Below are 23,041 nucleotides of genomic sequence, written 5' to 3' on the forward strand. Positions count from 1 at the left end.
GGAGCTAATGGTTAGGCATGCTAGGACCGCGTCGCTCTCCGGCACTCCTCCCCGGAGGACTCGTCACGCCCGACCGGCGTGCTGCGGTCGTACGGGTCGACCTCCGTGCCGGCCTCGTCCGCCCGGCGGTCCGTGCCGAAGGGCGGGGTGAAGTAGCCCGTGGGGGCGCCGCAGCCGCCGTTGGTCATGTCGTACTTGTTCGAGACGATCGAGAACGTGCCCGGCTCCGTGATCACCTTGTCGGGGTCGTCCCAGCTCAGGACCAGCTCGCGCCGGACGATCGTGCGCACGATCTCGTCGTCGTCGCCGTCGGCATCCGCGCGGGTGACCGGGTAGACGAAGGTGACGTCGGCGGTCACCTGGAGCGCGCCGCGCTCGCCCTCCCGGTAGGTGAGCCGGCCCCGGGTCTTCACCACGTCGCCGACCAGTTGGGTGCGGGAGGGCTGGAAGCGGCTGAAGAGGAGGAGGGGGTCGTTCTTCTCGCTCGGGGTCCGAAAAGCGGTTTTCAGAAGGTCCTGGACGTCCGTCTGGTGCGGGTTGATCAGTGCGATCGCCTTCTCGGGGCGCTCGCCCCGCAGCACCTCGCGGTCCAGGCCGGACGCGACAAGGAAGTCCCGGCTGCGGGCGAGGGCCCGCTCGACCTCGGCCGCGCTCATCCAGCCGACCGCCCCGGCCTTCGGCACGGTGATCCCCGCCGCTCCGCTCACCCAGCTCGCCGCCGGGGAGCCACGGAACGGTTGGTCCTTGGTGGGGCGTTGGGCCGCCCCCGCCGGGGGCGCCTGGGCCGGGCGGGCGGTCTCGGCCGCCGACGACGGGGAGTCAGGGTCGTCACCGGCGAACAGGTCCACTATCCGCCCCGGCACGAGCGCCACCACCAGCAGCACCAGCGAGGCCAGCAGCCCGACCACGTACCAACCCGTGCGCCGCTTGGGCCGCGCGGGCGTATAGCTGCGCCAGCCCTCCGGGGCGCGGTCGGGCTCCGCGCGCAGCCGCTTCGCCACGATGCGGGCCCGCGCCGACGGCTCCTTGGGCGCGTCGGCGGCACCCGCGACCGACTCGCGCAGGAACCGCTCCCACTCCTCGTCGGACCTGGACGAACCGTCCGGCTCGGTACCCGCGCCCATCCCCAACCCCCTGGTGTTCAGTAGTCCGCGACCCGCTCCCCTGGGGACGCGTCCGCATCATCACACAGAGCGCTGATGTGCTCCCATCGCGCCCGGGACCGGGCCGCCAACTCGGTCGAACGGCTGAACCTCCTGGTCGCCGACGCAGCCCGAGCGAGCCGCTTTCCCCAGTGCAAGGACGTCGGATGATCCTTCACTCGATCACCGGAATGCGAGGAGGGCGCCATGAGCGACGATTGCGATCACGACTGGGTCGAATGGAGCGGCGCGACGCGCTGCCGTAAGTGCGGAACACCGCAGTAGCCCGGCCGGCCGTGGGTGGGGGCGGGCAGTCCCCACCCAGCAGGGGAAAGGTCATGACACCCCGCACTCCCCGCACTCACTGGAACGACCTCCCCCGTCCCCTCCGCGCCGCCGTCGAAGCCCGCACCGGGCCCGTCGTCGCCGTGGGCACCGTCCCGCACGGCCTCAACTGCGCCACGGCCACCAGCCTGACCACGGCCCGGGGTTCGACGTTCGTGAAGGGCGCACCCTTGTGCGACGCCGAGGCGTGCGCCGCGCAGCGGTGGGAAGCGGCGGTCAACCCGTACGTCCTCGGCGTCGGCCCCCGGCTCCGCTGGCGGATCGCGGCCGACGGCTGGGAGTTGCTCGGGTTCGAGCACGTCGAGGGGCGGCACGCGGATCTGTCACCCGGGTCGGCCGACCTGCCGCTGGTCGCGGAGATACTCCGTACGGCCCAGACCGTCCGCGCCCCGCGAGACGCCGCCGTACCGAGGTTCGCCGACCGTTGGACGCGGTTCCTCGGCCACGGGGAACTCCGCCTCCTGCACGGTGAGACGCTCCTGCACACGGACACCCACCCGCACAACCTCATGGTCACCGACGACCGGGCGTATCTCGTCGACTGGGCGACGCCCGCACTCGGCCCCGCCTGGGTGGACGTCGCCTACACGGCCGTACGGCTGCTCGAAGCCGACTGCGTCCCCGATGACGTCCGGAAATGGGCCGCCCGTTTTGACTGCTGGACCTCGGCGGATCCCCGAGCCGTGGCGGCGTTCGTCTCGGCGAACTGCCGCCAGTGGGAGACCGTCGTCGGCCTGGCCGCGGCGCGCCCGAGCAACGCCCGATTCGCCGCGCTGCTCACCATGGTGTGACGAAAGTGGATCCCATCAGGTGTCGAGTGCGAGTTCCAGCAGTTCCTCCGAAGGCTGGAAACCGGACCGCTGATAGAGCGGGGTGCTGCGCTCCGACGGCCAGACGATCAGGCCTTCGAGGCCCGCGCCGCGTGAGTGCTGCTTCAGCGCCTCAAGGAGCGCCGAGCCCGCTCCTTTGTTCCGTTGTGACGGCATGACGAAGAAGTTCGTGACATAGCCGACCGGATTGTTGTCCTCGTAGGGCTCCGGCATCCGCTCCACCAGACAGAGGAAGACGTGACCGCAGATTTCGCCGTCGGTCTCCGTGACCCAGGCCAACCAGCGGCCGTCGCCGATCCGGTCGCGGATCCAGTGCTCGGCCTCTTCCAGGTGCCGGGCAGGAGCCGGCGGTCGGCCCTCGTAGTCCTCCTGCTTGAACGTCCAACGCAGCTCGGCCAAGGTCCGGGCATCGGCCGGCCGGGCCGGACGCACGAGGAAATCTGCGGTCATGGGGGCGAGCTTTGCTCTTGCCGGCACGGTGGGGCAAACCGATTTCCGCGCCGGAAAACGACCGCACCCGGACCGTCGGGGGCTCCGAAGCAGGAGCCCCCGCGGGCCGGGTGCGGACAAATAGTGGGCCTAGGCCCACGTCACGCCTTCTTCGTCTCCCAGAAGATCTTGTCGATCTCCGCGATGAGCTCCAGCGCCTTCTCACCGGTCTTCGGGTCCGTCGAGGCCTTGGCGGTGCTCAGGGCCTTCAGGGTGTCGTTGACCAGCTGGTGGAGCTGGGGGTACTTCTCGAAGTGCGGGGGCTTGAAGTAGTCGCTCCAGAGCACCGAGACGTGGTGCTTGGCCAGCTCCGCGCGCTGCTCCTTGATGACCGTGGCGCGGGCGCGGAAGTGCGCGTCCTCGTTGGCCAGGTACTTCTCCTGGACTGCCTTGACCGACTCGGCCTCGATGCGGGCCTGGGCAGGGTCGTACACGCCGCAGGGGAGGTCGCAGTGGGCGCTGACCTTCACCTTGGGGGCGAACAGGCGGGAAAGCATGTGCTGTCCTTCCTCGTGATCGTCTTCTCAGGTGCGAGATTACTCGGTGTGGGAAGGCTTTTCTCGGGTGCCCCGGGGGGCTTAGGACAAAAGACCGGTGACAGTCTGGGACCGGTGGCGGATCGGACCGGGAGGTGCCGTGGTGCAGGAGCAGGTGGACGAGCGCGGTCAGGAGCTGGAGCGCGAGCGTCGGGGACTGCTGCGGATCGGGCTCGCCGAGGTCTACAACCCGTCGATGGTGCCGACGCTGAACCCCGGGGACCAGATCCTCGTCCAGTACGGGGCGACCGTCCGGCCGGGTGACGTGGTGGTGCTGCGGCACCCGTTCCGGCAGGATCTGCTGATCGTCAAGCGCGCGGTCGAGCGGCGGGCCGGCGGGTGGTGGGTGGTGGGGGACAACCCGCTGGTGGAGAACGACAGCCGGGAGTTCGGCACCGTGCCGGACGAGTTCGTGGTGGCCCGCGCCCGGCTGCGGCTGCGGCGGCCGCCCGGGGCGGGTCAGCGGTCGGCGGTCGCGCTGCTGTCCTGGATCGCCTCGGCCGTGCGGCCGCTGACGGCCGAGCCGTCCTCCGGGCGCACGGCTTCCTGGCTCTCGCGGCGCTTGCGGGCGCGGTAGGCGGCGACGTTGGCGCGGGTGGCGCAGCGGTCGGAGCAGTAGCGGCGCGAGCGGTTGGTGGAGGTGTCGAGGTAGGCGTTGCGGCAGGGGCTCGCCTGGCAGATGCCGAGGCGGTCGACCCCGTACTCCGTGAGGTGCACGGCGAGGCCCATGCAGGCGGTCGCGGTGTAGGACGCGCCGGCGTTCACCGCGTGGTCGGCGATGTGCATGTGCCACTTGGGACGGCCGTCCTCGTCGCGGAACTCGTGGCCCGACACCTGGGGGCTGACCGGGAACTCCATCAGCAGCGCGTTGAGCAGGTCCACGGCCCGCACCTCGTCGCCCTCGGACGCCGCCTCGAACACCGAGCGCAGCCGGGCCCGGACCGATCGCAGCCGGGTGACGTCGCTGTCGGTCGCGCGCCGCGCGCCCTGGGCGCCCGCGCCGAACAGCTCCCGCACGGCCTCGACGGAGGTGAGCGCGTCGGTGCCGCGCGTCGGCTCCTCGCTGTTGACCAGCCGCACGGCATAGTCCGAGTAATAGGCCAGTTCCACTTGTGGTCCTTACGGGGGCGGTCTATGGTCGCTGGTGTCGATCAGTAATGGTCGGTTCAGTACCGAGGGTATTACAGGACTGCGCGCGTGGGAGGCACCACCATGACCGAGACGCCCAACACGGACTGGAACGCCTGGCAGACCAGCTGGGACCGCCAGCAGGAGTGGTACCTCCCGGACCGCGAGGAGCGGTTCCGCGTCATGCTCGACATGGTCGAGGCCTTCGCCGGGGCCGAGGCGCGGGTGCTGGACCTCGCCTGCGGCACGGGCTCGATCTCCGGCCGGCTGCTGGAGCGCTTCCCCAAGGCCGTCTCCGTCGGCGTCGACCTCGACCCCGCCCTGCTCGCCATCGCCCGCGGCACCTTCGCCGACGAGCCGCGCGTGACGTTCGTGACCGCCGACCTCACCGACCCCGCCTGGACCGCCAAGCTGCCGTACGACTCCTACGACGCCGTCCTGACCGCCACCGCCCTGCACTGGCTCCACGTCGAACCACTGCGCGCGCTGTACGGACAGCTCGCCGGGCTCGTCCGCGAGGGCGGCGTCTTCCTCAACGCCGACCACATGCCGGACGAGGCGACGCCCCGGATCAACGCCGCCGACCGCGCCCAGCGGCACGCCCGCATGGACCGCGCCAAGGCCGAGGGCGCCCTCGACTGGCGTGCCTGGTGGGAGCTGGCCGCCGCCGATCCGGTGCTGGCCGGGCCCACCGCCGAGCGGTTCGAGATCTACGGCGAGCACGCCGAAGGCGAGACGCCCTCCGCCGACTGGCACGCGGCGACCCTGCGCGAAGCCGGGTTCGCGGAGGCCCGCACGGTGTGGCGCTCGCCCTCCGATGCCATGGTGCTCGCGCTCAAGTAGCCCGGCGCCCGAAAAGGTCAACCTCCTTCTCTCTCCTGGCAGTTAGCTGCAATCCGAGTGGTGTCGCGAGCGAGCGGCCGCCGACGATGAGCGGGTTCCTCACCTTTGTGAAAAGGAGATACCCATGCGTTTCGTCAAGTCGGCCAAGCTGGCCGCCGTGGCGCTCGCCGCGGCTTCGGGTGCGGCGCTCGCGATCGCCCCGGCGAACGCCGCCACCACGTCGCTGACGTCGGTCACGTGCAACCGTTCCGACGCCACTCAGCTTCAGTTCGAGGGCTTCATCTCGATGTTCCCCCTGGCCTGTTACAAGGGCTCCGGTGACCTGGACGTCGAGATCAAGAACGCGATGTACGGCAGGGCCGGCAGCCACTCCGGCTACGTCGTCTTCGCGGACGGCACCAAGTCGTCCTTCACCAGTGGCGGGAACATCACCGTCCCGGACTGGAAGACCGTGGTGCACATCCACACCAACTGAGCCCGGCCCACGATTGAGAGAAGGAGGACCCATGCGTTTCGTCAAGTCGGCCAAGCTGGCCGCCGTGGCGCTCGCCGCGGCTTCGGGTGCGGCCCTCGCGTCCGCTCCGGCGAACGCCGCCACCACGCCGCTGGCGCCGGTCACGTGTGACCGCGAGAACACCACCCAGTTCCAGTTCGAAGGCTTCGTCCAGCCGTGGCCCATGGGCTGTTTCAAGGGTTCCGGGGACCTGGACATCAACGTGAACTACATCTTCTACATGCGGGCCGGTGACCACTCCGGCTATGTGGTCTTCGCGGACGGCAGCAAGGTGTCGTTCACCAAGGGCGCCGTCTTCCGGCCCACCGAGACCGGCTCGAAGAACGCGGTGCACATCCACACCGACTGAGCCCGGCCCACCACTGAGAGAAGGACGACCCATGCGTTTCCTCAAGTCGGCCAAGGCGGCCGCCGTGGCGCTCGCCGCGGCTTCGGGCGTGGCCCTCGCGATCGCTCCGGCGAACGCCACCACCACGCCCCTCAAGGCGGTCGAGTGCGCCTCGGGCGCCGGCCAGCTGCAGTTCCAGGCCTTTGTATCGATATGGCCGCGGGCCTGCTTCAAGGGCTCCGGTGACCTGGACGTCAATGTGACGTCGTCGATCTTCGGCAGGGCCGGTGACCACTCCGGCTATGTCATCTACGACGACGGCACCAAGGTGAACTTCACCAAGGGGACGACCTTCGGTTCCGCCAAGACCGTGGTGCACATCCACACGGACTGACCCGCCCCCGGCACCGAACAGCGCGGGGGTACGAGCCTTTCCCGGCCCGTACCCCCGCGCTGTGCGTATTGCGGTGATCCGTCAGAGCACCTTCGACAGGAACGACTTCGTCCGGTCGTGCTGCGGGTTGGTCAGGACGTCGCGCGGGTGGCCGGACTCGACCACCACGCCGTTGTCCATGAAGACCAGCGCGTCGCCGACCTCGCGGGCGAAGCCCATCTCGTGCGTGACGACGATCATCGTCATGCCGTCCTCGGCCAGACCCCGCATGACGTCCAGGACGTCACCGACCAGCTCCGGGTCGAGCGCGGAGGTCGGCTCGTCGAAGAGCATCAGCTTCGGCTCCATGGCCAGCGCGCGGGCGATCGCCACGCGCTGCTGCTGGCCGCCGGAGAGCTGGGAGGGGTAGTTGCCCGCCTTGTCGGCGAGGCCCACCCGGTCCAGCAGCTTCAGCGCCCGCTCCCGGGCCACCGACTTGGAGACCCCCTTGACCTGCATGGGGGCTTCCATGACGTTGGCCAGCGCGGTCATGTGCGGGAAGAGGTTGAAGCGCTGGAACACCATGCCGATGTCCCGCCGCTTCAGGGCGACCTCGCTGTCCTTGAGCTCGTAGAGCTTGTCACCCTTCTGGCGGTAGCCGACCAGCTCGCCGTCGACGGACAGCCGACCCGCGTTGATCTTCTCCAGGTGGTTGATGCACCGCAGGAAGGTGGACTTGCCGGAGCCGGACGGGCCGATCAGGCAGAACACCTCACGCGGGGCGACCTCGAGGTCGATGCCCTTGAGGATGTGAGCGGCGCCGAAGGACTTGTGGACGCCCTCGGCCTTCACCATCGCGTTCATGCGCTCATACCTTCCGGGGAACGGTGGCTGAAGGTGGCCAGGTTCTTCTTGACCTTCTGCCACGGGGTGAGCGGCAGGCTGCGCAGCGAGCCACGGGCGTAGTGCCGCTCGAGGTAGTACTGGCCGACGCTGAAGACGCTGGTCAGGATCAGGTACCAGGTGGCCGCGAGGAAGAGCATCTCCACGGTGGCGCCGGTGGTCTGGCCGATGTCCGAGGTGGACCGCAGCAGCTCCAGGTACTGGGCCGCGCTCGCCGCCAGCGACGAGGTCTTGAGCATGTTGATGAACTCGTTGCCGGTCGGCGGCACGATCACCCGCATCGCCTGCGGCAGCACGATGCGGCGCAGCGTCTTGCCCTGGTTCATGCCCAGCGCGTGCGAGGCCTCGGTCTGGCCCTCGTCGACCGACTGGATGCCCGCACGGACGATCTCCGACATGTACGCGGCCTCATTGAGCCCCAGGCCGAGCAGCGCGGCCATGAACGGGGTCATGAAGTCGCTCATCTCGTCCCGGTAGATGAAACCGAGATTGATGTACGGGAAGATCAGCGCGAGGTTGAACCACAGCAGCAGCTGGACGTAGACCGGGGTGCCCCGGAAGAACCAGATGTAGGCCCAGGAGACGGACGACGTCACCGGGTTCTTCGACAGCCGCATCACGGCCAGCAGGATGCCGAGCACGAGGCCCAGCACCATCGCGAGCACGGAGATCAGGACCGTCTTGCCGAGGCCCTCGACGACCGTCGAATTGAAGAGGTAGTCGGGGATCGCGCTGTAGTTCACGTTCGCCGTGGCGAAGGCGTTCACCAGCAGCGCCAGCAGACCGAGCACGAGGACGGCGGAGACCCAGCGGCCGTAGTGCCGGACGGGGATGGCCTTGATGGCCTCCGGCATCGCCGCGGCGGCCGTCTTGGCCGTGCCCTTGCCCTTGCCGGGCGGCGGGGTGTCGGCGGCGGTCCGCTTGCCGGCGGAGGCCTTCGCGTCGTCGCCGCTCTTCTTGTCGAGCGACGGCTTGGCGTCGGCCTTCGCCTCGGCTGCCTTCTCGTCGGCTGCCTTCTTGTCGCCGGCCTTGTCGTCGGAAGCCTTGTCGTCGGAAGCCGCGTCGGCAGGCTTCTTGTCGGCAGGCGTCTCGTCGGCGGGCGTTTCGGCAGCCGCGTCGGCGGGCTTGTCGGCGGCCTTGTCGGCCGCCTTCGCGTCGCCCGACTCGTCGGCGGGCTTCGCGGCGGTCTCGGCGGCGTCCTTGTTCTCCGGCTCGGGGGTGTCCGGACCGGGCTTGTCGGGCTCTGGCTTATCGGAAGAAGCAGTCACGGGTATGGCCTTTCAGCGTGCCGTACGAGGGGAGGGCAAGAGGTCAGGAACCGCCGTTGATCTTGGCTTCCTTGACGGCGCCGGCTTCGACGCCCCAGGTCTTGATGACCTTCTCGTACGCACCGTTCTTGATGATCGCTTCGAGGGCCGCCCGGAGGGCGTCCCGCAGCTGCGTGTTGTCCTTGGAGACGGCGATGCCGTACGGAGCGGCCTCGACCTGCTCGCCGACCGTCTCGAAGTCCTTGCCGCCGCCGGAGGTCTTCACCGCGTAGGCGGCGACGGGGAAGTCGCTGGAGACGGCGTCGACGCCACCGGCCTTGAGACGGGTCTGCGCCTCCAGGTCGGTGTCGAAGGCCTCGATCTCGATGGCGTCCTTGTCGTCCTTCTCGCACTTCTCGGACTCGGACTTGGCCAGGTCGTTCGAGACAGTGCCACGCTGGACCGCGATCTTCTTGCCGCAGAGGTCGTCCCAGGACTCGATGCCCTTGGTGTCGCCCTTCTTGGTGTAGATCGAGACACCGGCGGTGAAGTAGTCGACGAAGTCGACGCCCTCACTGATCTTCTTGCCGGTCTTGGAGTCGATGCCGTTCTGCCGGTCCTTGGAGTCGGTCATCGCGGACATCGCGATGTCGTAGCGCTTGGAGCGCATACCGATCAGCAGCGAGTCGAAGGTGCCGTTGTTGAACTCGAACTTCACCCCGAGTTCCTTGCCCAGCGCGGCGGCGATGTCGGGGTCGAGACCGACGACCTTGCCGTCCTTCTTGAATTCCACCGGCGGGTAGGCGATGTCGGAGCCGACCTTGATGACCCCGGCGTCCTGGATGTTCTTCGGCAGCTTCGCGAAGAGGGGGGCCGAGGAGCCCTTGACGGTCTGGTCGCCGCCGACGGTCGACTTGTTCCGCTGATCGCCACAACCGGTCAGCAGGAGAGCGCCGGCGACCGCGATCGCGCCGGCGGCGGCCAAACGACTCCTGGCGGCAGCCGGGCGATGGATGGAGCTTGCGGTCATTGCTGGTTCCTCCTGCGGGTGAGGGGATAGCCGAATGTTCTCGCTGGTCACATGGGATCGACGCCGAGATCGACAAGCACACGACAGCGGGTGTCGCGACCTCGTGCGGTTGGGGCATCTTGCCATCTGGACTGCACCGTTCGGGGGGCTAGCCAGGTCAAAATCGGATAACGGGTGATCGACGTGCGGTACCGGGGTGTTCTTACGAGTGGACGACCGTGTTCCCCTTTGGTCGGAGACAGGCGTGAGACGCACATCACGCACCGCTTGTCTCACTCCGTGGACTTCCGGCACCAGTTGACACGGTTTTCGCCGACAGGTGTGCGTGCCGTGGCACACAGCGGCGGATCTCACTCGTCGGCCGTAGCGCTCATTTGATAGAAAAGCCAGTTACACCCCTCACCCGGGGCTCAGGGCGCGTGCGCGGTGCGCGTGCCCGGCGTCCGTATCCCTCGCGCGGCACCACCCCCCGCGCGACACCGCCCGTGCGGCCCATCCGCCGGACCGGTACGGACGTGATGCCCGACCCGCCCTCAAAACCAGGGGCGGCTACCCTCGACTGCAATTCGACAAAGGGGTCAAGAAAGTGGCAGCGGAGATCGTGAATCCTCCCAGCGACAAGAGCACGGACGAGACTCGGGACGAGTTCTTCGATCCGGCCTTCGCGCTGCACCGAGGCGGCAAAATGGCGGTCGTGTCGACCGTCCCGGTGCGTGACAAGGACGATCTGTCCCTGGCCTACACGCCGGGCGTCGCCAAGGTGTGCAGCGCGATCGCGGAGCACCCCGAGCTCGTCCACGACTACACCTGGAAGTCCCAGGTCGTGGCCGTCGTCACCGACGGCAGCGCGGTGCTCGGGCTGGGCGACATCGGGCCGGAGGCGTCCCTGCCCGTGATGGAGGGCAAGGCGATCCTCTTCAAGCAGTTCGGCGGCGTGGACGCGGTGCCGATCGCGCTCGACTGCCGGGAGGTCGACGAGATCGTCGAGACCGTCGTCCGGCTCGCGCCCTCCTTCGGCGGCGTCAACCTGGAGGACATCTCCGCGCCGCGCTGCTTCGAGGTCGAGCGCAAGCTCCAGGAGCGGCTGGACATCCCCGTCTTCCACGACGACCAGCACGGCACCGCCGTCGTCACGCTCGCCGCCCTGCGCAACGCCGCGCGGGTCACCGACCGTGCGCTCGGCCAGCTGCGCGCCGTCATCTCCGGCGCGGGCGCGGCCGGCGTCGCCATCGCCAGGATCCTGGTCGAGGCGGGCATCGGCGACGTCGCCGTCTGCGACCGCAAGGGCGTCGTCTCGCAGGACCGCGACGACCTCACCGACGTCAAGCGGGAGCTCGCGGGCTTCACCAACAAGGCGGGCCGCTCCGGGACGCTCGCGGCCGCGCTGGACGGTGCGGACGTCTTCATCGGCGTCTCCGGCGGTACGGTCCCGGAGGAGGCGGTCGCGAGGATGGCGAAGAACGCGCTGATCTTCGCCATGGCCAACCCGACCCCGGAGATCCACCCGGACGTCGCCCACAAGTACGCGGCCGTCGTCGCGACCGGCCGCAGCGACTACCCGAACCAGATCAACAACGTGCTCGCCTTCCCCGGCATCTTCGCGGGCGCCCTCCAGGTCCGCGCCTCGCGGATCACCGAGGGCATGAAGCTCGCGGCCGCCGAGGCGCTGGCCGCGGTGGTGGCCGACGAGCTGAGCGCCGAGTGCGTCATCCCGTCGCCGTTCGACGAGCGGGTCGCCCCCGCGGTGACGGCCGCCGTCGCGGCCGCCGCGCGCGCGGAGGGTGTGGCGCGCCGCTAGCGCCTTGCCGGCGGTTTTGGCGGGTGCACCTCCGCTGCGCGGCGGTGTCCTCAATCGCCGGACGGGCTGTTTTGGCTGAGCTCAGCCACATCAAGCCCGTCCGGCGTTTTTGAGGACGCGCCCGCAGGGCGCTCGCCGCCGCAGGTGGCAAGACGGCCCGCAGCCGGGGTCTCCGCGGAGGTGTCCTCGATCGCCGGACGGCTCGATTCAAGCCCGTCCGGCGTTTGAGGACGCGCCCGCAGGGCGCCCGCCGCCGCAGGCGGCAAGACGGCCCGCGCGCGTCGGGCGCTCGCGTCACTTCAGACGGCGTACGAACACGTCGTGGAGACGATTCGTGTCGCCGGTGACCAGATTGTCGCCGCGGCTGCCGAAGAGCACCGTCCGGCCGGTGCGGTCGACCGAGACGCCGCTCGCGCCCGCGGTGTCCTCGGCGCCGTCGGGCGCCACATTGAGGCGTTCGACCGTGCCGGTCAGCAGGTCGCGGACGAACACGTCCTCGTGGCCGCCCGTGTCCCCGGACACCAGATTGCTCGCCGCCGAGGTGAAGTACACCCTCCGGTTGTCGGCGCTCATGACCGCGCCGTCGTTCGAGCTGCCGTTGGCCTGGACGCCGCCGGGGGCGAGAGAGATCCGCCGCGTGGTGCCCGTGCGCAAGTCCTTGATGAACGCGTCCGTGGCCCGGTTGGTGTCGTCCGGCACGATGGAGGACGAGATCGACGAGTACAGCGCGTACCGCCCGTCGGGGCTGAGGCCGATGCCGCCGATGACCGCCACGGTCCCGCCGTCCGCCGCGTGGGCGGCCAGGTGGGTGCGCCCGGTCCGCAGGTCGTGCGTGTAGAAGGCGCGGGCCCGCGGGTGCGGCCGGCGCAGCTCGGGAGGCTGCGGTGCGGGGTACAGGTTGTGGGCGGCGCTCTTGAAGCCGACGCGGCTGCCGTCCGCGCTGATCACCGGCTGGGTGGAGAAGGCGTCCGCCTGGGTGCCGTCGGTGGCGACGCTGACCCGCTTGACGGTGCCCTTCCGGCGGTCCTTGACGAAGATGTCCGTCACCTCGTTGGTGTCGCCGGGGACGAGGTCGTCGCGGCTGGAGGCGAAGGCGACGTAGCGGCCGTCGGCGCTGACGGACGGGTCGTAGTTGGTGGCGCGCACCTGCGCGTCGTTCCTGACCAGGACCTCGGTGCGGCCGGTCCTGCGGTCGCGGACGAAGACATCGAGCCCGCCCGGGGGGTTCTGGCCCGGGGCGAGGTTCGCGGCCTCCGACGAGAAGACGACGTACCGCCCGTTCCCGCTGATCGAGGCGTTGTAGGACGGGGCGGTGGCCGGGGTGCCGTCGCTCGCGACGTCCACCAGCTCGATCCCGCCCTTGCGCAGGTCCTTGACGTACACATGGCGGCTGCCCGGCGTCGTGCCCGGCACCAGGGTGCTCGCCCGGGACTCGAAGACGGCGAAGCGGCCGTCGGCGCTGACGCCGCCGGTGAGCGACTCCTCGTCCGCCTGGGTGCCGTCGGCGGCGACGCTCACCCGCTCGGTGTGCGGCCGGGCCGGCGGGCCAGCGGCCGCCGCCGTGGCGGCCGGCAGGGCCGTGGCGCAGGTGCCCACGATCGCCGCCACCACGGTGGCGCGTCTGAGACAGTCCATGGTCTGCTCCTTCCGGGGCGCTGCGGACGGCGTCACTTCACACGCCGCAGGAAGACGTCGGTCACCTTGTTGGTGTCGCCGGGGACGAGGTTGTCGCCGGAGCTCTCGAAGACGGCGGTGCGGCCCGGGAGGTCGACGGCGACGGTGACCACGCCGCCGTTGTCCTGGGAGCCGTCGGCCGCCACGTTGAGCCGTTCGACGGCGCCGGTGCGCAGATCGCGGACGAAGACGTCGGCGACGCCCTCGTTGGTGTCGCCGGGTACCAGGTTGGTGGCGGTGGAGACGAAGAAGACCCGTCGGCCGTCGGCGCTCATGACGGGGTCGCCGTAGGTGTGGCCGTCGGTCTGTGCGCCGTCGTGGGCCAGGCTGACGCGCCGGGTGACGCCGGTGCGCAGGTCCTTGACGAAGGCGTCGGCGCGGTTGTTGGTGTCGCCCTCCACGACCGTGGCCGAGCGGCTGGTGAAGAGCGCGTGCCGCCCGTCGGGGCTGAGGTGGAAGCCGCCGACCGCCACGGGCCGGCCGTCGCGGTCGTGGGCCGCCGGTTCGAGCCGCCCGGTGCGCTGGTCGTGGACGTAGAACTCGTTGGACGACGGCGGCCGGAAGCCGCTCCCCGCCGGCTCGGACGGCGGCTCGGGGACGTCCGTCAGCTCCCTGCCGCGGAAGCCGACCTTGCTGCCGTCGGCGCTGATCACCGGCTGGACGGAGGCGAGCCGCACCTGGGTGCCGTCGTTGCGGACACTGACCCGCTTGGTGGTGCCCTTCCAGCGGTCCCGGACGAAGACGTCCGAGCGCAGATTGGTGTCCCCGGGGACCAGGTCGTCACGGGTCGAGGCGAAGGCGACGTAGCGGCCGTCGGCGCTGATGGCCGGTGCGGAGGACGATCCGCGCGTCGACGGCTTGTCAGCGGTCACCAGCTCGGTGCGTCCGGTCCACAGGTCACGGACGTACACGTCGGACCCCGGGTCCGGATTCCCGCCGGGGGCCAGGTTCCGCGCGAACGATTCGAAGGCGACGTACCGCCCGGTGGCGCTGATCGACGGGGCGCCCGACGCGCCGTCGGCCGGGGTGCCGTCCGTGGTGACGCTGACCTGCTGGAGCTTGCCGGTCGACCGGTTCCGCACATGGACCTGGGACTCGGCCTTGCCGCCGGGCGCCAGGTTGGCCGCCCAGGACGCGAAGGCGACGAAGCGCCCGTCGCCGCTGATCACGGGCCCGTAGGACTCGCCGTCCGCCTGCTCGCCGGCGGCGGTCACGCTCACCCGCTCGGCGCCCGTAGCCCGCCGCCCCTCCCCGGCGGTCGCGGCCTGCGCCACGGGCAGAGCCGTGGCGCAGGTGCCTAATATCGCCGCCAGTACGGCGGTACGTCTGAGATGACGCATGGTTCCCCCCTCGCGAAAGCCCGTACGGCATATGTACGGACCTGCGAAGCCAATCCCCCCACCCGCCCCGGGGTCAACGCGGAACGGCCGCACTCGGCCGCGGATACGGTCGTTGTGTGAGGGGGCCGTGGACGGTGCGCGAGGGACGCGGCGCGTGTCACACCGCCGCGTGGTTCCGCCCGGGACACCCCGGGGCTAGGTTCGGATCATGTTCGCCGCCTATGCCGCCCGCATCGACCGTGACCAGCCGCTGAACGGCCTGGAGTTGGGGGAGCGCCCCGCGCCCGGACCCCGTCCGGGCTGGACGACCGTCAACGTCAAGGCCGCCTCGCTCAACCACCACGACCTGTGGTCGCTGCGGGGCGTGGGGCTCGGCGAGGAGTCGCTGCCGATGATCCTCGGCTGCGACGCCGCCGGGACCGACGAGGACGGCAACGAGGTCGTCCTCCACTCCGTCATCGGCCAGAGCGGCCACGGCGTGGGGCCGGACGAGCAGCGCTCCATCCTCACCGAGCGCTATCAGGGCACCTTCGCCGAGCGGGTCGCCGTGCCCACGTGGAACGTGCTGCCCAAGCCGAAGGAGCTGTCCTTCGAGGAGGCCGCCTGTCTGCCCACCGCCTGGCTGACCGCCTACCGGATGCTGTTCACCAACGCCGGGGTGCGACCCGGCCAGAGCGTCCTCGTGCAGGGCGCCGGGGGCGGCGTCGCCACCGCCGCCATCGCGCTGGGCGCGGCGGCCGGGCTGCGGGTCTTCGCCACCAGCCGCGACGCGGCCAAGCGCGAGCGGGCCGTGGAGCTGGGCGCCGAGGAGGCATTCGAGCCGGGGGCCCGGCTGCCGCGGCGCGTGGACGCCGTCATCGAGACCGTCGGCGCCGCCACCTGGTCGCACTCGGTCAAGTCCCTGAGGCCCGGCGGCACGCTCGTCATCTCCGGCGCGACCAGCGGGCCGAACCCCAAGGCCGCCGAGCTCAACCGCATCTTCTTCCTGGAGCTGAAAGTCGTCGGCTCGACGATGGGCACCAAGGACGAGCTGGCCGACCTGCTGTCCTTCTGCGCCGCGACGGGCGTGCGGCCCGTCATCGACTCCGTCCTGCCCCTTGACCGGGCGCGGGAAGGGTTCGAGAAGATGTCCGACGGAGACGTGTTCGGAAAGATCGTGCTGACGGTCTAGGGCTGCCCGGGCCGTCCGGAATCCTCCGGAGGGTCATGCGCAAGCCCGGCGATCGACTCATCGCTCTCACCGCTGTCACCGCTCTCACCGCGATTCTCACCACGACGGCCCCCGCGCCCGCCGTGGCCCGCCAGGCCGACATCCCGAAGCTGACCGACGAGCGCGGCCGGGTGCTCACCCTGCGCGGCTGGAACGTCGAGGACAAGAACCACCGCGGCGCCTCGGCCCTGTCCGACATCACCGAGCGGCACTTCCGCGACCTGGCCGCGCGGGGCTTCAACACCGCGCGGCTGCTGGTCTTCTGGGACGACCTGGAACCCCGCCGCGGCCACTACAGCGAGCGCTACCTCGCGAAGATCGAGCGGGTCCTGGACTGGGCGCACACCCACCGCGTCCGGGTCGTGATCGACGCCCACCAGGACGTCTTCGGCCCCGCCTTCGGCAGCCACCGCGGCATCCCCGAGTGGGCCACCCGCACCGACGGGCTGCCCTACAGGCCCCACCCCGACGACTGGTTCGCCGAGTACTTCGAACCCGCCGTGCAGGCCGCCTTCGAGCACCTCTACGAGGACGCGGACCTGCGCCGCGCCCAGGCCCGGATGTGGCGGGTGCTCGCCGGGCGCCTCGCCCACCACCCGGCCGTGCTCGGCTACGACCTCATCAACGAGCCGATGGGCAGGCTCCGTCCCGGCGAGGACCTGCCGGCCGCCGCCCGCCGGATCGAGGCCGAGCAGATCACCCCCATGTACAACCGGATCGCCGCCGCCATCCGGCAGGTCGACCGCCGGCACTGGCTGTTCGTCGAGCCGACCCCCATCGTCGGCGAGGGCGTACCGACCGGCCTCGGCCGGGTGGCCGACCCCAAGGTCGTCTACGCCCCGCACTTCTACAACGCCGCCATGGAGGCGGGGCGGGACTACGACCCGGCCGCGCAGTGGATCGAGAACTACGAGGCGGCCGTGACCCGCTACCCCCGCGAGCGGCGCGTCCCCGTCGTCGTCGGCGAATGGGGCCCGCTGAACAACTCCCTGCCCAACATGGGCCGTTTCTACGACGAGGCCCTCGCCTCACTCGCCCGCTACACCTCCGGCTGGGCCGGCTACACCTGGTGCTACGGCGGCGGCTACTGCGCCCTGGACTCCGAAGGCCGCTTCCGTACGAACAAGGAGCGCACGGCCCGCCCGTACGCCCCCGCCGTCGCCGGCACCGTCACCGCCGAGTCCTACGAACCGGCCGCCCTGGTCTACCGCCTGACCTACCTGCCGCAGCGGCCGGGCACCACCGAACTGTCCCTGCCGCCCGCCCCGCGCGGCTGGCACATCGCCGTGACCGGCCCGGCCACCGCCCGGACCCGGGACATCCCGCCGGGGGAGCGCGGCACCGTGCGCGTGCACGGCGCGCCACGCGACGGCGCGCCGGTCTCCGTGGTGGTCACGGCAGGACGCGAAGCGGAGTGAGCCGGTGTGGTGGCGCTGCGCCCCGGCGCTGAGGATGATGGAAGGCTCGGGGCGAGCGCCCCGTCAATCGACGTAGTCATACAAGCGTCATCGCACGCGTAGTCGTGCACGTAGTCGTACATCGGTGTGCTCAAGGACTGTGGCGGCCCGGCGACGGGCCGTACGGGGGTGAAGCCATGTCCTCATCGATTCCACCTGTCCCCGCTGTGGGGGACTTCGTCACCGCGCTCGAAGAACTCGTCCTGGTACCACCCGGGCGCCGCGGGCCCTCCGCCAGGATCGTCCTCGTCCAGCAGGGCCGGGGCGACGAGGCCGAGCAGATCGCGGAGGGAGAGTGCCTGCGGCTGCGGGTCCGCGGCCGGGCGCTCGTCCCGTACGCCCGGATCCAGGAGTCCCGGCCGCGCGGCGACCGGCAGCGCACCCGGGACGTCTTCGAACAGATCGAGGACGGTCTGCGCGACAACCGGCCCGGCGGTTTCGGCCGGCTGCGGCTGCCGCGCTACCGGCTCATGCGCGCCTTCGCGGCCGCCTCCTCCCTGGAGGACCAAGCGGCGGTGCGGGCCCGGGACCTGCGCGACCAGTGCTTCGCGGAGCGCCGCAAGGACTCCCACGTCCTCAAGGCCCTGCACGCGATCGGCGGCCGCGACCAGACGCCGGGTAACCTCGCGGCCTGGATCTGGCACTGGGCCCGGCACCCGCTGTTCGGGCTGCTGCCGCGCCGGCTGTACGGCTTCCGCGCGGGGCGCCGCATGATGCGCAAGGGCGGCTGGTTCCGCCGCTGGGCCCGGGTTCCCTCGGGTCGCGGCGACTTCTTCCGCCACCACGAAGCGGTCGTCGCGCAGCCGGAGGACGCCCTGCTGTGCGCGCTGCTCGACGACCTGGAGGCGGCGGCTCGCGGCCCCCGGCTCTCCCCTTGGACCAGGCGCCGGCGCAGCCGCTTCGTCCTCGTCTTCCCGCGCGAGGGCGCCCCCGGCTCGGTCACCGAAAGCGTGGTGCGCGGCTTCCCGCAGGCGGTCGAGCAGACCGGCAGCACCGCCGTCGTCCTGCTGGCGGTGGGCCAAGCCGGTCCGGACATCCCGCAGAGCCTCGCCATGGCGACGACCACGATCGACTCCTGGGCCAGGAGCCCCGGCCGGGGGCGCGGGCGGTCGGTCGTCGTGGGCGTGGAACCGCTGACCGGGGAGCCCGACCAGGAGGCCGAGGGCCGGCTGCGCGGCTACCCGGAGATCCAGCCCGGCCGGGTGCACTCCGATCTGGCCCCGCGGGCGGAAGCGTCTCTCATGGCGGTCGCCGGGGTCACCACGCTGTCGCTGCTGGCCTACCTGACGGTGGCGCACTTCGTCGACCCGGCCAGCGACCGCTGTCTCGGCGCCTCGGTGAGCATGCCGGAGTCGGCCGCGCCGGGCCGGCTCCCCCAGGAGAACCCCAAGGAGCTGTACGCACGGGCGCGGGAGGCCATCGACGAGCAGAACAAACAGGCGGAAAAGGCCGCCAAGCGAGCCGACACGGTCATCCGGACGGTCGTCTACCTCGGCATCCCGGTGACCGTCGACAACTGGAACGACGGCCTGTACAGCGGTGCCATCCCCGAGCTGCGCGGCATCGCCCTCGCACAGGAACAGCTCAACAGCGAGGCCGCCAAGGACGTGCACCGCAAGGTGTGGCTCCGGGTGCGGGTCCTCGACGCGGGCCCGCGCTTCTCGAACGCCCCCAAGGTGGCCGGGGAACTCGTGCGGGAAATGGCCGAGCGCAAGGGCGAGCAGGAGATCATGGGCGTGGTCGGCCTCGGGCAGAGCCGCGCCGACACCATGACCGCCCGGGACATCCTCGGCGACGCCGGACTGCCCGTGATCGGCACCACGGCGACCGCGCTGGAGATGCAGCAGCACGGCATGTACCGGCAGGTCGCGCCCGACAACCGGCGCGAGGCCCGGATCGCCGCGGACCTCGCCCGGCGCGGCAACATCGTGGAGACCTCGGCCGGGACGTGTGCGCCCGCCCGCTCGGCGGTCGTGGTCGCGGACCCCACGGACAGCTACAGCGCCAATCTGAGCGAGCTGTTCATGGCGGAGTTCCCGGGCGCGCGGACGATCCGGTACACCGCGGAGCCCGGCCGGGAGCCCGTTCCGCCCGCGTCGGGCGACCGGGTCGAGTCGGCGAGCACGCTGGCCGAGGTGGCGATCAGGGTCTGCGAGCGCATCCAGGAGGACCCGCGCACGGTGGTGTACTGGGCGGCCCGGCCGACCGAATTCAGCGCGTTCCTGGAGGAATTCGCGAGCGGCACGCGGTGCGACGGCCGGCTGACGGTCGTCGGCGGCAACGACATCACCAACGCGGTCGTCGACGCGCAGCACCCCAGCGCCCTGCACCCCCGGGTGCGGCTGTACTACGCGGCGCACGCGCTGCCCCGGAGCCATTCGCCCAATGTCATGGGCGACCGCTTCCGCGACCAGTACCGCAAGGCCTACGGTGCGGACGATCTGTGGGGCAACGACGGCCACGCCCCGCTCGCCTGGGATGCGCTGCGGCTGCTGGGCTCCGCCGTCAACTCGGCCCGTCAGGACGCGGGTTCGGCGCCGTTCGGGCTGGGTACGGTGCAGCAGTCCCTGGTGCGGGGCGTCGGCGGCCCGGACGGCAAGCGCGGCGCCACCGGCGTGCTGGCCTTCGACCGCAACGGCAAAGTCCCGGTGAACAAGCGGCTGTTGATGCTGCACGACACCGCTTCGGGCCCGGAAGTGGCGCTGGAGTGCGGGTTCCGGGCCAGCCAGGACGAACGGACCTCCTGGGGGCCGGGCGGCGCGTTCCCCTGTGTGCGGGACGAGTAGGACACCGGCGCCGGCCCGTACGCGTACGGGCCGGCGCGCGGCTCATTCCCCGGGCCGGGGCCCCGGCTTCAGCAGCGCGTCGATGTGCGCGGCCGCCGTCGCCAGGTGCCGGCGGGCGGAGGCGAGCTGCCCGGGGGTCACGCCGTGGTCGCGGGCCGCGTCACGGACGTCGTCACGGAAGCGGTCGAGCAGCCGGTCGAGGTCGCGGGCGGGGTCCTTGGAGAGGGCGTCGTCGGCCGAGGCCCACGCGGGCTGCTCCTGTCGGCCGGGCCCGTCCTCCCGCTCCGCGGTGACGTCGGGCGCGACGTCCGGACCGCGGTGCGCCCGGCCCTGGCCGGCGAGGGCGCCGAGCTCCTTGGCGAGCGCGTTGACGCCCTCGACCAGGCCCGTCGGCCAGTCCCCGTGCCGCAGGTGCTCGCGCACCTGCTCCTCCACGCGCTCCTTGACGCGCCGCACCTCCTCGCGGGTGCGGTCCTGGGCCTGCTGGGCCTGGTGACGGGCCTGCTGGGCGTCCTGGCGGGCCCGGCGGGCCTCCTCCTTCGCCCGGCGGGCCTGCTCCCGCCACTCCTCCTTGGCGCGCCGGAACTCCTCCTTCGCCCCCGCGAAGTAGTCGGTGGCCTGGCCGTCGGCCGCCCCGGGGGCGTCCGTACGGGCCCGGAGCGCGGCCTCACGCATCTCGCGCCGCAGATCACCGGCGGCGCCGCGGACGTCCTCGCGGATGTCGGCGGCGAGCGCCGAGACGGACTCGCGGATCTCCAGCTCCAGCTCGGCGAGCTCGCCCCGGCGGTCGGCGAGCTCGGCGCGGCCGGCGTCGGTGAGGGAGTAGACCTTGCGGCCGCCCTCGGTGGTGTGGGTGACGAGGCCCTCGGCCTCCAGCTTGGCCAGCCGCGGATAGACCGTGCCGGCGGACGGCGCGTACAGGCCCTGGAAGCGCTCCTCCAACTGCCGGATGACCTCGTAGCCGTGGCGGGGCGCCTCGTCGAGCAGCTTGAGGAGGTACAGGCGCAGTCGGCCGTGGGCGAAGACGGGAGGCATCAGAGGACCTTTCCCTGAGCGGGGACGTCGGCGGGGCCGCTGCCCGGGTCCGCGGGCCTGCGCAGCAGCGCGACCGAGCCCGAGACGGTGGTGACCTTGAGCTTGCCGTGCCCGGTGCCGAGCCGGCCGGTGATCTTCCGGGCGCCCCACTGGCTGCTGATCCGCAGGTCCTCGAAGGCGCAGGAGACCTTGCCGCTCGCGGTGCCCGCGTCCACCTCCGCGTCGACGGGGTGCGGCAGCCGGACGGCGACCTCGCCGGAGACGCTGGTGATGTCGAGGTCCGGACACTGGGCGGTGGGGGAGAGGTCGACCATCACGTCACCGCTGACCGATTCGGCCTTGACGGTGCCGCCGGAGCCGTCGACGAGCGTGAGATCGCCGGAGACGGAGTGGAAGCGCAGATCGCCGCCGAGGGACTGGGCCTCCAGGCGCCCGGTGACGGTGTCGGCCCGCACGGCCCCGGTCAGCCCGACGAGCGTGGTGTCGCCGCCCACGCCCCGGACGTCCGTCCGGCCGGAGATCCCGGAGACGACGGCGCTCGCGGTGACGACACCGACCTCGACCCGGGTGGCGGCGGGGACGGTCAGGGTGACGGTGGCGGTGCGGTCCCACTCCCGGCGGTCGAACCACGTGAGGAAGTTCTGCCACGGCAGGTCCTCGTAGCCGACGGTGAGGGTGCCCTCGTGGAGGCCGACGACGAGTGGCCGGCCGTCGATCTCGGACAGCTCCAGCCGGGCGGGGCCGCTGCCGGCGCCGACGACGTTGACCGTGCCGCCCACGAGCCGCACGTTCAGGGCCGTGACCGGCTCCTCGAAGGTGAGCGTCCGTGGGGCGGAGAGTGACCAGTGCGACTGATCCGTTCGGTCTGACCCATCCGGCATCCCGGGCCTCCTCGCAACATATCGCGTGTATTGCCAAACACGATATATCGCGGATTGGGGAAGTCAAGTGTCACCCGGGTGGCATAGCGTTGACGCATGTCAGCTACCGATCACCGTCCGGCGGCAGGGGTCCTGTTGCTCTGCCGGGCCGAGCCCGACCGTGTCCGCTCCTCCGCCCAGTTCCTCGGCATGCCCGTGCTCCTCGCCCCGGCGGGCGAGGAATGGAGCGTGCTCGTCCCCGGCGCGGACTCCTGGCGGGACGAGGAGGAGTTGTCCGTACTGACGGCCGACTGGGCGCACGCGCTGACCGTCACCGAGTCGTGGCCGGTCGTGGGCCTGTGGTGGGACGGCGCCGCAGCGGGCTTCGTGGTGGTGGCGGGCTTCCGCCGTCCGGTGTCGCACACCTGGCACACGGACGGCACCCAGTCGCCCGGCGCGGAGGAGGCCATGACGGCCCTGCGGGCCCGGCTCGGCCTCGACCCCGTGCTCGACGGGGCGGCGCTCGACCGGCTCACCGCGCCGGACACGGACATCGACGCCCCTGCCCGGGTGCTGGGTCTGGTGGCGGTGCTCGCCCGCGCGGGCCTCCACCTCGGGACGGGCCTCGCGCCGGGCACGGACGCGGACGAACTGCGCGAGGCGGCCGCGGCGCTGCCGGCCACCGAGACCGTCGAATGGCCGGGCTGGCGGGAGGCCCTGCGGACCGGGCTCGACGAGTCCGAACGGGGCGCGCTGGGCGCGTGGTCGCGCGGCCCCAAGGCCAGGGCCCGGGGCGCGGTGGAAATAGCGGCGGGTGTCTCGGTGGCGCTCTGCGCCCGCCGCGCCGGTCGCCGGGGCTGGGCGGCGGCGGGGTGGGCGCTGGCGGCGGACGGTGTGCTGACGCTGGCCTACGACCGCTGGCGCGAGCGGATGTAACCGTTCATCACCCGGGGCGGAGCCCCGGTGGTTCTACAGGTCGTCGTCCTCGTCGTCCAGGCGGGCCAGCCAGGTCGCCAGGCGCTCCACCGGCACCTCGAAGTCCGGGTTGAGGTCGACGAACTCACGCAGGCGCTCGGCCACCCAGCCGAGGGAGACCTCCTCCTCGCCCCGCCGGTTCTCCAGCTCCTCGATGCCGCGGTCCGTGAAGTACAACGTGATCTCCGTCAGTGATGG

General features: G+C 71.4%; 23 protein-coding genes. 11 read left to right on the forward strand and 12 right to left on the reverse strand.

All coding sequences use genetic code 11. From position 1 onward, the window contains the following. Positions 1–20 precede the first annotated feature (20 nt). Positions 21–1,124: a hypothetical protein gene (locus tag JO379_RS23130; protein WP_209516770.1), complete on the reverse strand. Its 1,104-nt coding sequence runs from the start codon at positions 1,122–1,124 to the stop codon at positions 21–23. A gap of 356 nt (positions 1,125–1,480) precedes the next feature. On the opposite strand from JO379_RS23130, the gene JO379_RS23135 reads away from it, so the two are divergent. Beyond that, positions 1,481–2,278 carry a phosphotransferase family protein gene (locus JO379_RS23135; RefSeq protein ID WP_130879874.1) on the forward strand — a complete coding sequence of 266 codons (798 nt, stop codon included), beginning with the start codon at positions 1,481–1,483 and terminating at the stop codon, positions 2,276–2,278. 15 nt (positions 2,279–2,293) lie between these two features. Here the strand turns inward: JO379_RS23135 and JO379_RS23140 are convergent, their stop codons facing one another. Next, positions 2,294–2,767, reverse strand: coding sequence for a GNAT family N-acetyltransferase (locus JO379_RS23140; protein WP_209516772.1), 474 nt, complete (start codon positions 2,765–2,767; stop codon positions 2,294–2,296). A 140-nt stretch (positions 2,768–2,907) separates the two neighbouring features. Then, complete coding sequence (gene sodN / locus JO379_RS23145; protein WP_130879876.1) at positions 2,908–3,303, reverse strand: superoxide dismutase, Ni; 396 nt, start codon at positions 3,301–3,303, stop codon at positions 2,908–2,910. Positions 3,304–3,445: 142 nt separating this feature from the next. Here sodN and sodX point away from each other — a divergent pair, with 142 nt between their 5' ends. After that, a complete protein-coding gene (gene sodX, locus JO379_RS23150) occupies positions 3,446–3,919 on the forward strand; it encodes a nickel-type superoxide dismutase maturation protease (RefSeq protein WP_207303998.1) in 474 nt (157 codons plus the stop codon). Here sodX and JO379_RS23155 read toward each other — a convergent pair. Further along, entirely contained in the window at positions 3,802–4,452 is a 651-nt protein-coding gene (locus tag JO379_RS23155; RefSeq protein WP_209516774.1) for a CGNR zinc finger domain-containing protein, read from the reverse strand. The two genes, sodX and JO379_RS23155, sit on opposite strands and share 118 nt — an antisense overlap. Before the next feature lie 102 nt (positions 4,453–4,554). On the opposite strand from JO379_RS23155, the gene JO379_RS23160 reads away from it, so the two are divergent. The 4 genes from JO379_RS23160 (at position 4,555) to JO379_RS23175 (ending at position 6,549) form a co-directional block, all read left to right on the forward strand. Beyond that, positions 4,555–5,313 (forward strand): class I SAM-dependent methyltransferase, encoded by a 759-nt coding sequence (locus JO379_RS23160; RefSeq protein WP_130879878.1) that lies wholly within the window; start codon positions 4,555–4,557, stop codon positions 5,311–5,313. Positions 5,314–5,437: 124 nt separating this feature from the next. Further along, a complete protein-coding gene (locus tag JO379_RS23165) occupies positions 5,438–5,788 on the forward strand; it encodes a hypothetical protein (protein ID WP_130879879.1) in 351 nt (116 codons plus the stop codon). 31 nt (positions 5,789–5,819) lie between these two features. Further along, entirely contained in the window at positions 5,820–6,176 is a 357-nt protein-coding gene (locus JO379_RS23170) for a hypothetical protein (protein ID WP_209516777.1), read from the forward strand. Between the two features lie 31 nt (positions 6,177–6,207). Beyond that, positions 6,208–6,549 carry a hypothetical protein gene (locus tag JO379_RS23175; RefSeq protein ID WP_130879881.1) on the forward strand — a complete coding sequence of 114 codons (342 nt, stop codon included), beginning with the start codon at positions 6,208–6,210 and terminating at the stop codon, positions 6,547–6,549. Between the two features lie 81 nt (positions 6,550–6,630). Here JO379_RS23175 and JO379_RS23180 read toward each other — a convergent pair whose 3' ends face one another. The 3 genes from JO379_RS23180 to JO379_RS23190 all read right to left on the reverse strand — a co-directional run bounded on the left by JO379_RS23180 (position 6,631) and on the right by JO379_RS23190 (position 9,708). Then, positions 6,631–7,392: an amino acid ABC transporter ATP-binding protein gene (locus JO379_RS23180; RefSeq protein ID WP_130879882.1), complete on the reverse strand. Its 762-nt coding sequence runs from the start codon at positions 7,390–7,392 to the stop codon at positions 6,631–6,633. Next, on the reverse strand, positions 7,389–8,285 hold the full coding sequence (locus JO379_RS23185; protein WP_130880313.1) for an amino acid ABC transporter permease: 897 nt from the start codon (positions 8,283–8,285) through the stop codon (positions 7,389–7,391). The genes JO379_RS23180 and JO379_RS23185 overlap by 4 nt, the downstream gene beginning before the upstream one ends. Positions 8,286–8,742: 457 nt before the next feature. Then, on the reverse strand, positions 8,743–9,708 hold the full coding sequence (locus tag JO379_RS23190; protein ID WP_209516780.1) for an ABC transporter substrate-binding protein: 966 nt from the start codon (positions 9,706–9,708) through the stop codon (positions 8,743–8,745). Between the two features lie 586 nt (positions 9,709–10,294). Here JO379_RS23190 and JO379_RS23195 point away from each other — a divergent pair. After that, a complete protein-coding gene (locus tag JO379_RS23195; RefSeq protein WP_130879884.1) occupies positions 10,295–11,506 on the forward strand; it encodes an NAD(P)-dependent malic enzyme in 1,212 nt (403 codons plus the stop codon). Between the two features lie 294 nt (positions 11,507–11,800). On the opposite strand, the gene JO379_RS23200 is transcribed toward JO379_RS23195, so the two are convergent. After that, entirely contained in the window at positions 11,801–13,141 is a 1,341-nt protein-coding gene (locus tag JO379_RS23200) for a TolB family protein (RefSeq protein ID WP_209516783.1), read from the reverse strand. Positions 13,142–13,173: 32 nt separating this feature from the next. Further along, positions 13,174–14,520: a TolB family protein gene (locus JO379_RS23205; RefSeq protein WP_209516786.1), complete on the reverse strand. Its 1,347-nt coding sequence runs from the start codon at positions 14,518–14,520 to the stop codon at positions 13,174–13,176. A 208-nt stretch (positions 14,521–14,728) separates the two neighbouring features. Here JO379_RS23205 and JO379_RS23210 point away from each other — a divergent pair, with 208 nt between their 5' ends. The 3 genes from JO379_RS23210 (at position 14,729) to JO379_RS23220 (ending at position 19,973) form a co-directional block, all read left to right on the forward strand. Beyond that, a complete protein-coding gene (locus JO379_RS23210) occupies positions 14,729–15,691 on the forward strand; it encodes a zinc-binding dehydrogenase (protein WP_209516789.1) in 963 nt (320 codons plus the stop codon). Between the two features lie 35 nt (positions 15,692–15,726). Further along, a complete protein-coding gene (locus tag JO379_RS23215; RefSeq protein WP_209516792.1) occupies positions 15,727–17,148 on the forward strand; it encodes a cellulase family glycosylhydrolase in 1,422 nt (473 codons plus the stop codon). Between the two features lie 176 nt (positions 17,149–17,324). After that, positions 17,325–19,973 carry a type 1 periplasmic-binding domain-containing protein gene (locus JO379_RS23220; protein WP_209516794.1) on the forward strand — a complete coding sequence of 883 codons (2,649 nt, stop codon included), beginning with the start codon at positions 17,325–17,327 and terminating at the stop codon, positions 19,971–19,973. Positions 19,974–20,015: 42 nt separating this feature from the next. Here JO379_RS23220 and JO379_RS23225 read toward each other — a convergent pair whose 3' ends face one another. Both JO379_RS23225 and JO379_RS23230 read right to left on the reverse strand, forming a co-directional pair. Next, positions 20,016–21,008 carry a PadR family transcriptional regulator gene (locus tag JO379_RS23225; RefSeq protein ID WP_130879890.1) on the reverse strand — a complete coding sequence of 331 codons (993 nt, stop codon included), beginning with the start codon at positions 21,006–21,008 and terminating at the stop codon, positions 20,016–20,018. Continuing rightward, positions 21,008–21,889 (reverse strand): DUF4097 family beta strand repeat-containing protein, encoded by an 882-nt coding sequence (locus tag JO379_RS23230; protein ID WP_209516797.1) that lies wholly within the window; start codon positions 21,887–21,889, stop codon positions 21,008–21,010. Before JO379_RS23230 ends, JO379_RS23225 begins: the two co-directional genes overlap by 1 nt. Positions 21,890–21,985: 96 nt before the next feature. On the opposite strand from JO379_RS23230, the gene JO379_RS23235 reads away from it, so the two are divergent. Further along, positions 21,986–22,804, forward strand: coding sequence for a hypothetical protein (locus tag JO379_RS23235; protein WP_130879892.1), 819 nt, complete (start codon positions 21,986–21,988; stop codon positions 22,802–22,804). 33 nt (positions 22,805–22,837) lie between these two features. Here JO379_RS23235 and JO379_RS23240 read toward each other — a convergent pair whose 3' ends face one another. Then, a complete protein-coding gene (locus tag JO379_RS23240) occupies positions 22,838–23,020 on the reverse strand; it encodes a DUF6104 family protein (protein ID WP_116213854.1) in 183 nt (60 codons plus the stop codon). Between the last annotated feature and the right edge of the window lie 21 nt (positions 23,021–23,041).

Source organism: Streptomyces syringium (assembly GCF_017876625.1).
In the GTDB taxonomy this organism is placed as follows: domain Bacteria; phylum Actinomycetota; class Actinomycetes; order Streptomycetales; family Streptomycetaceae; genus Streptomyces; species Streptomyces syringius.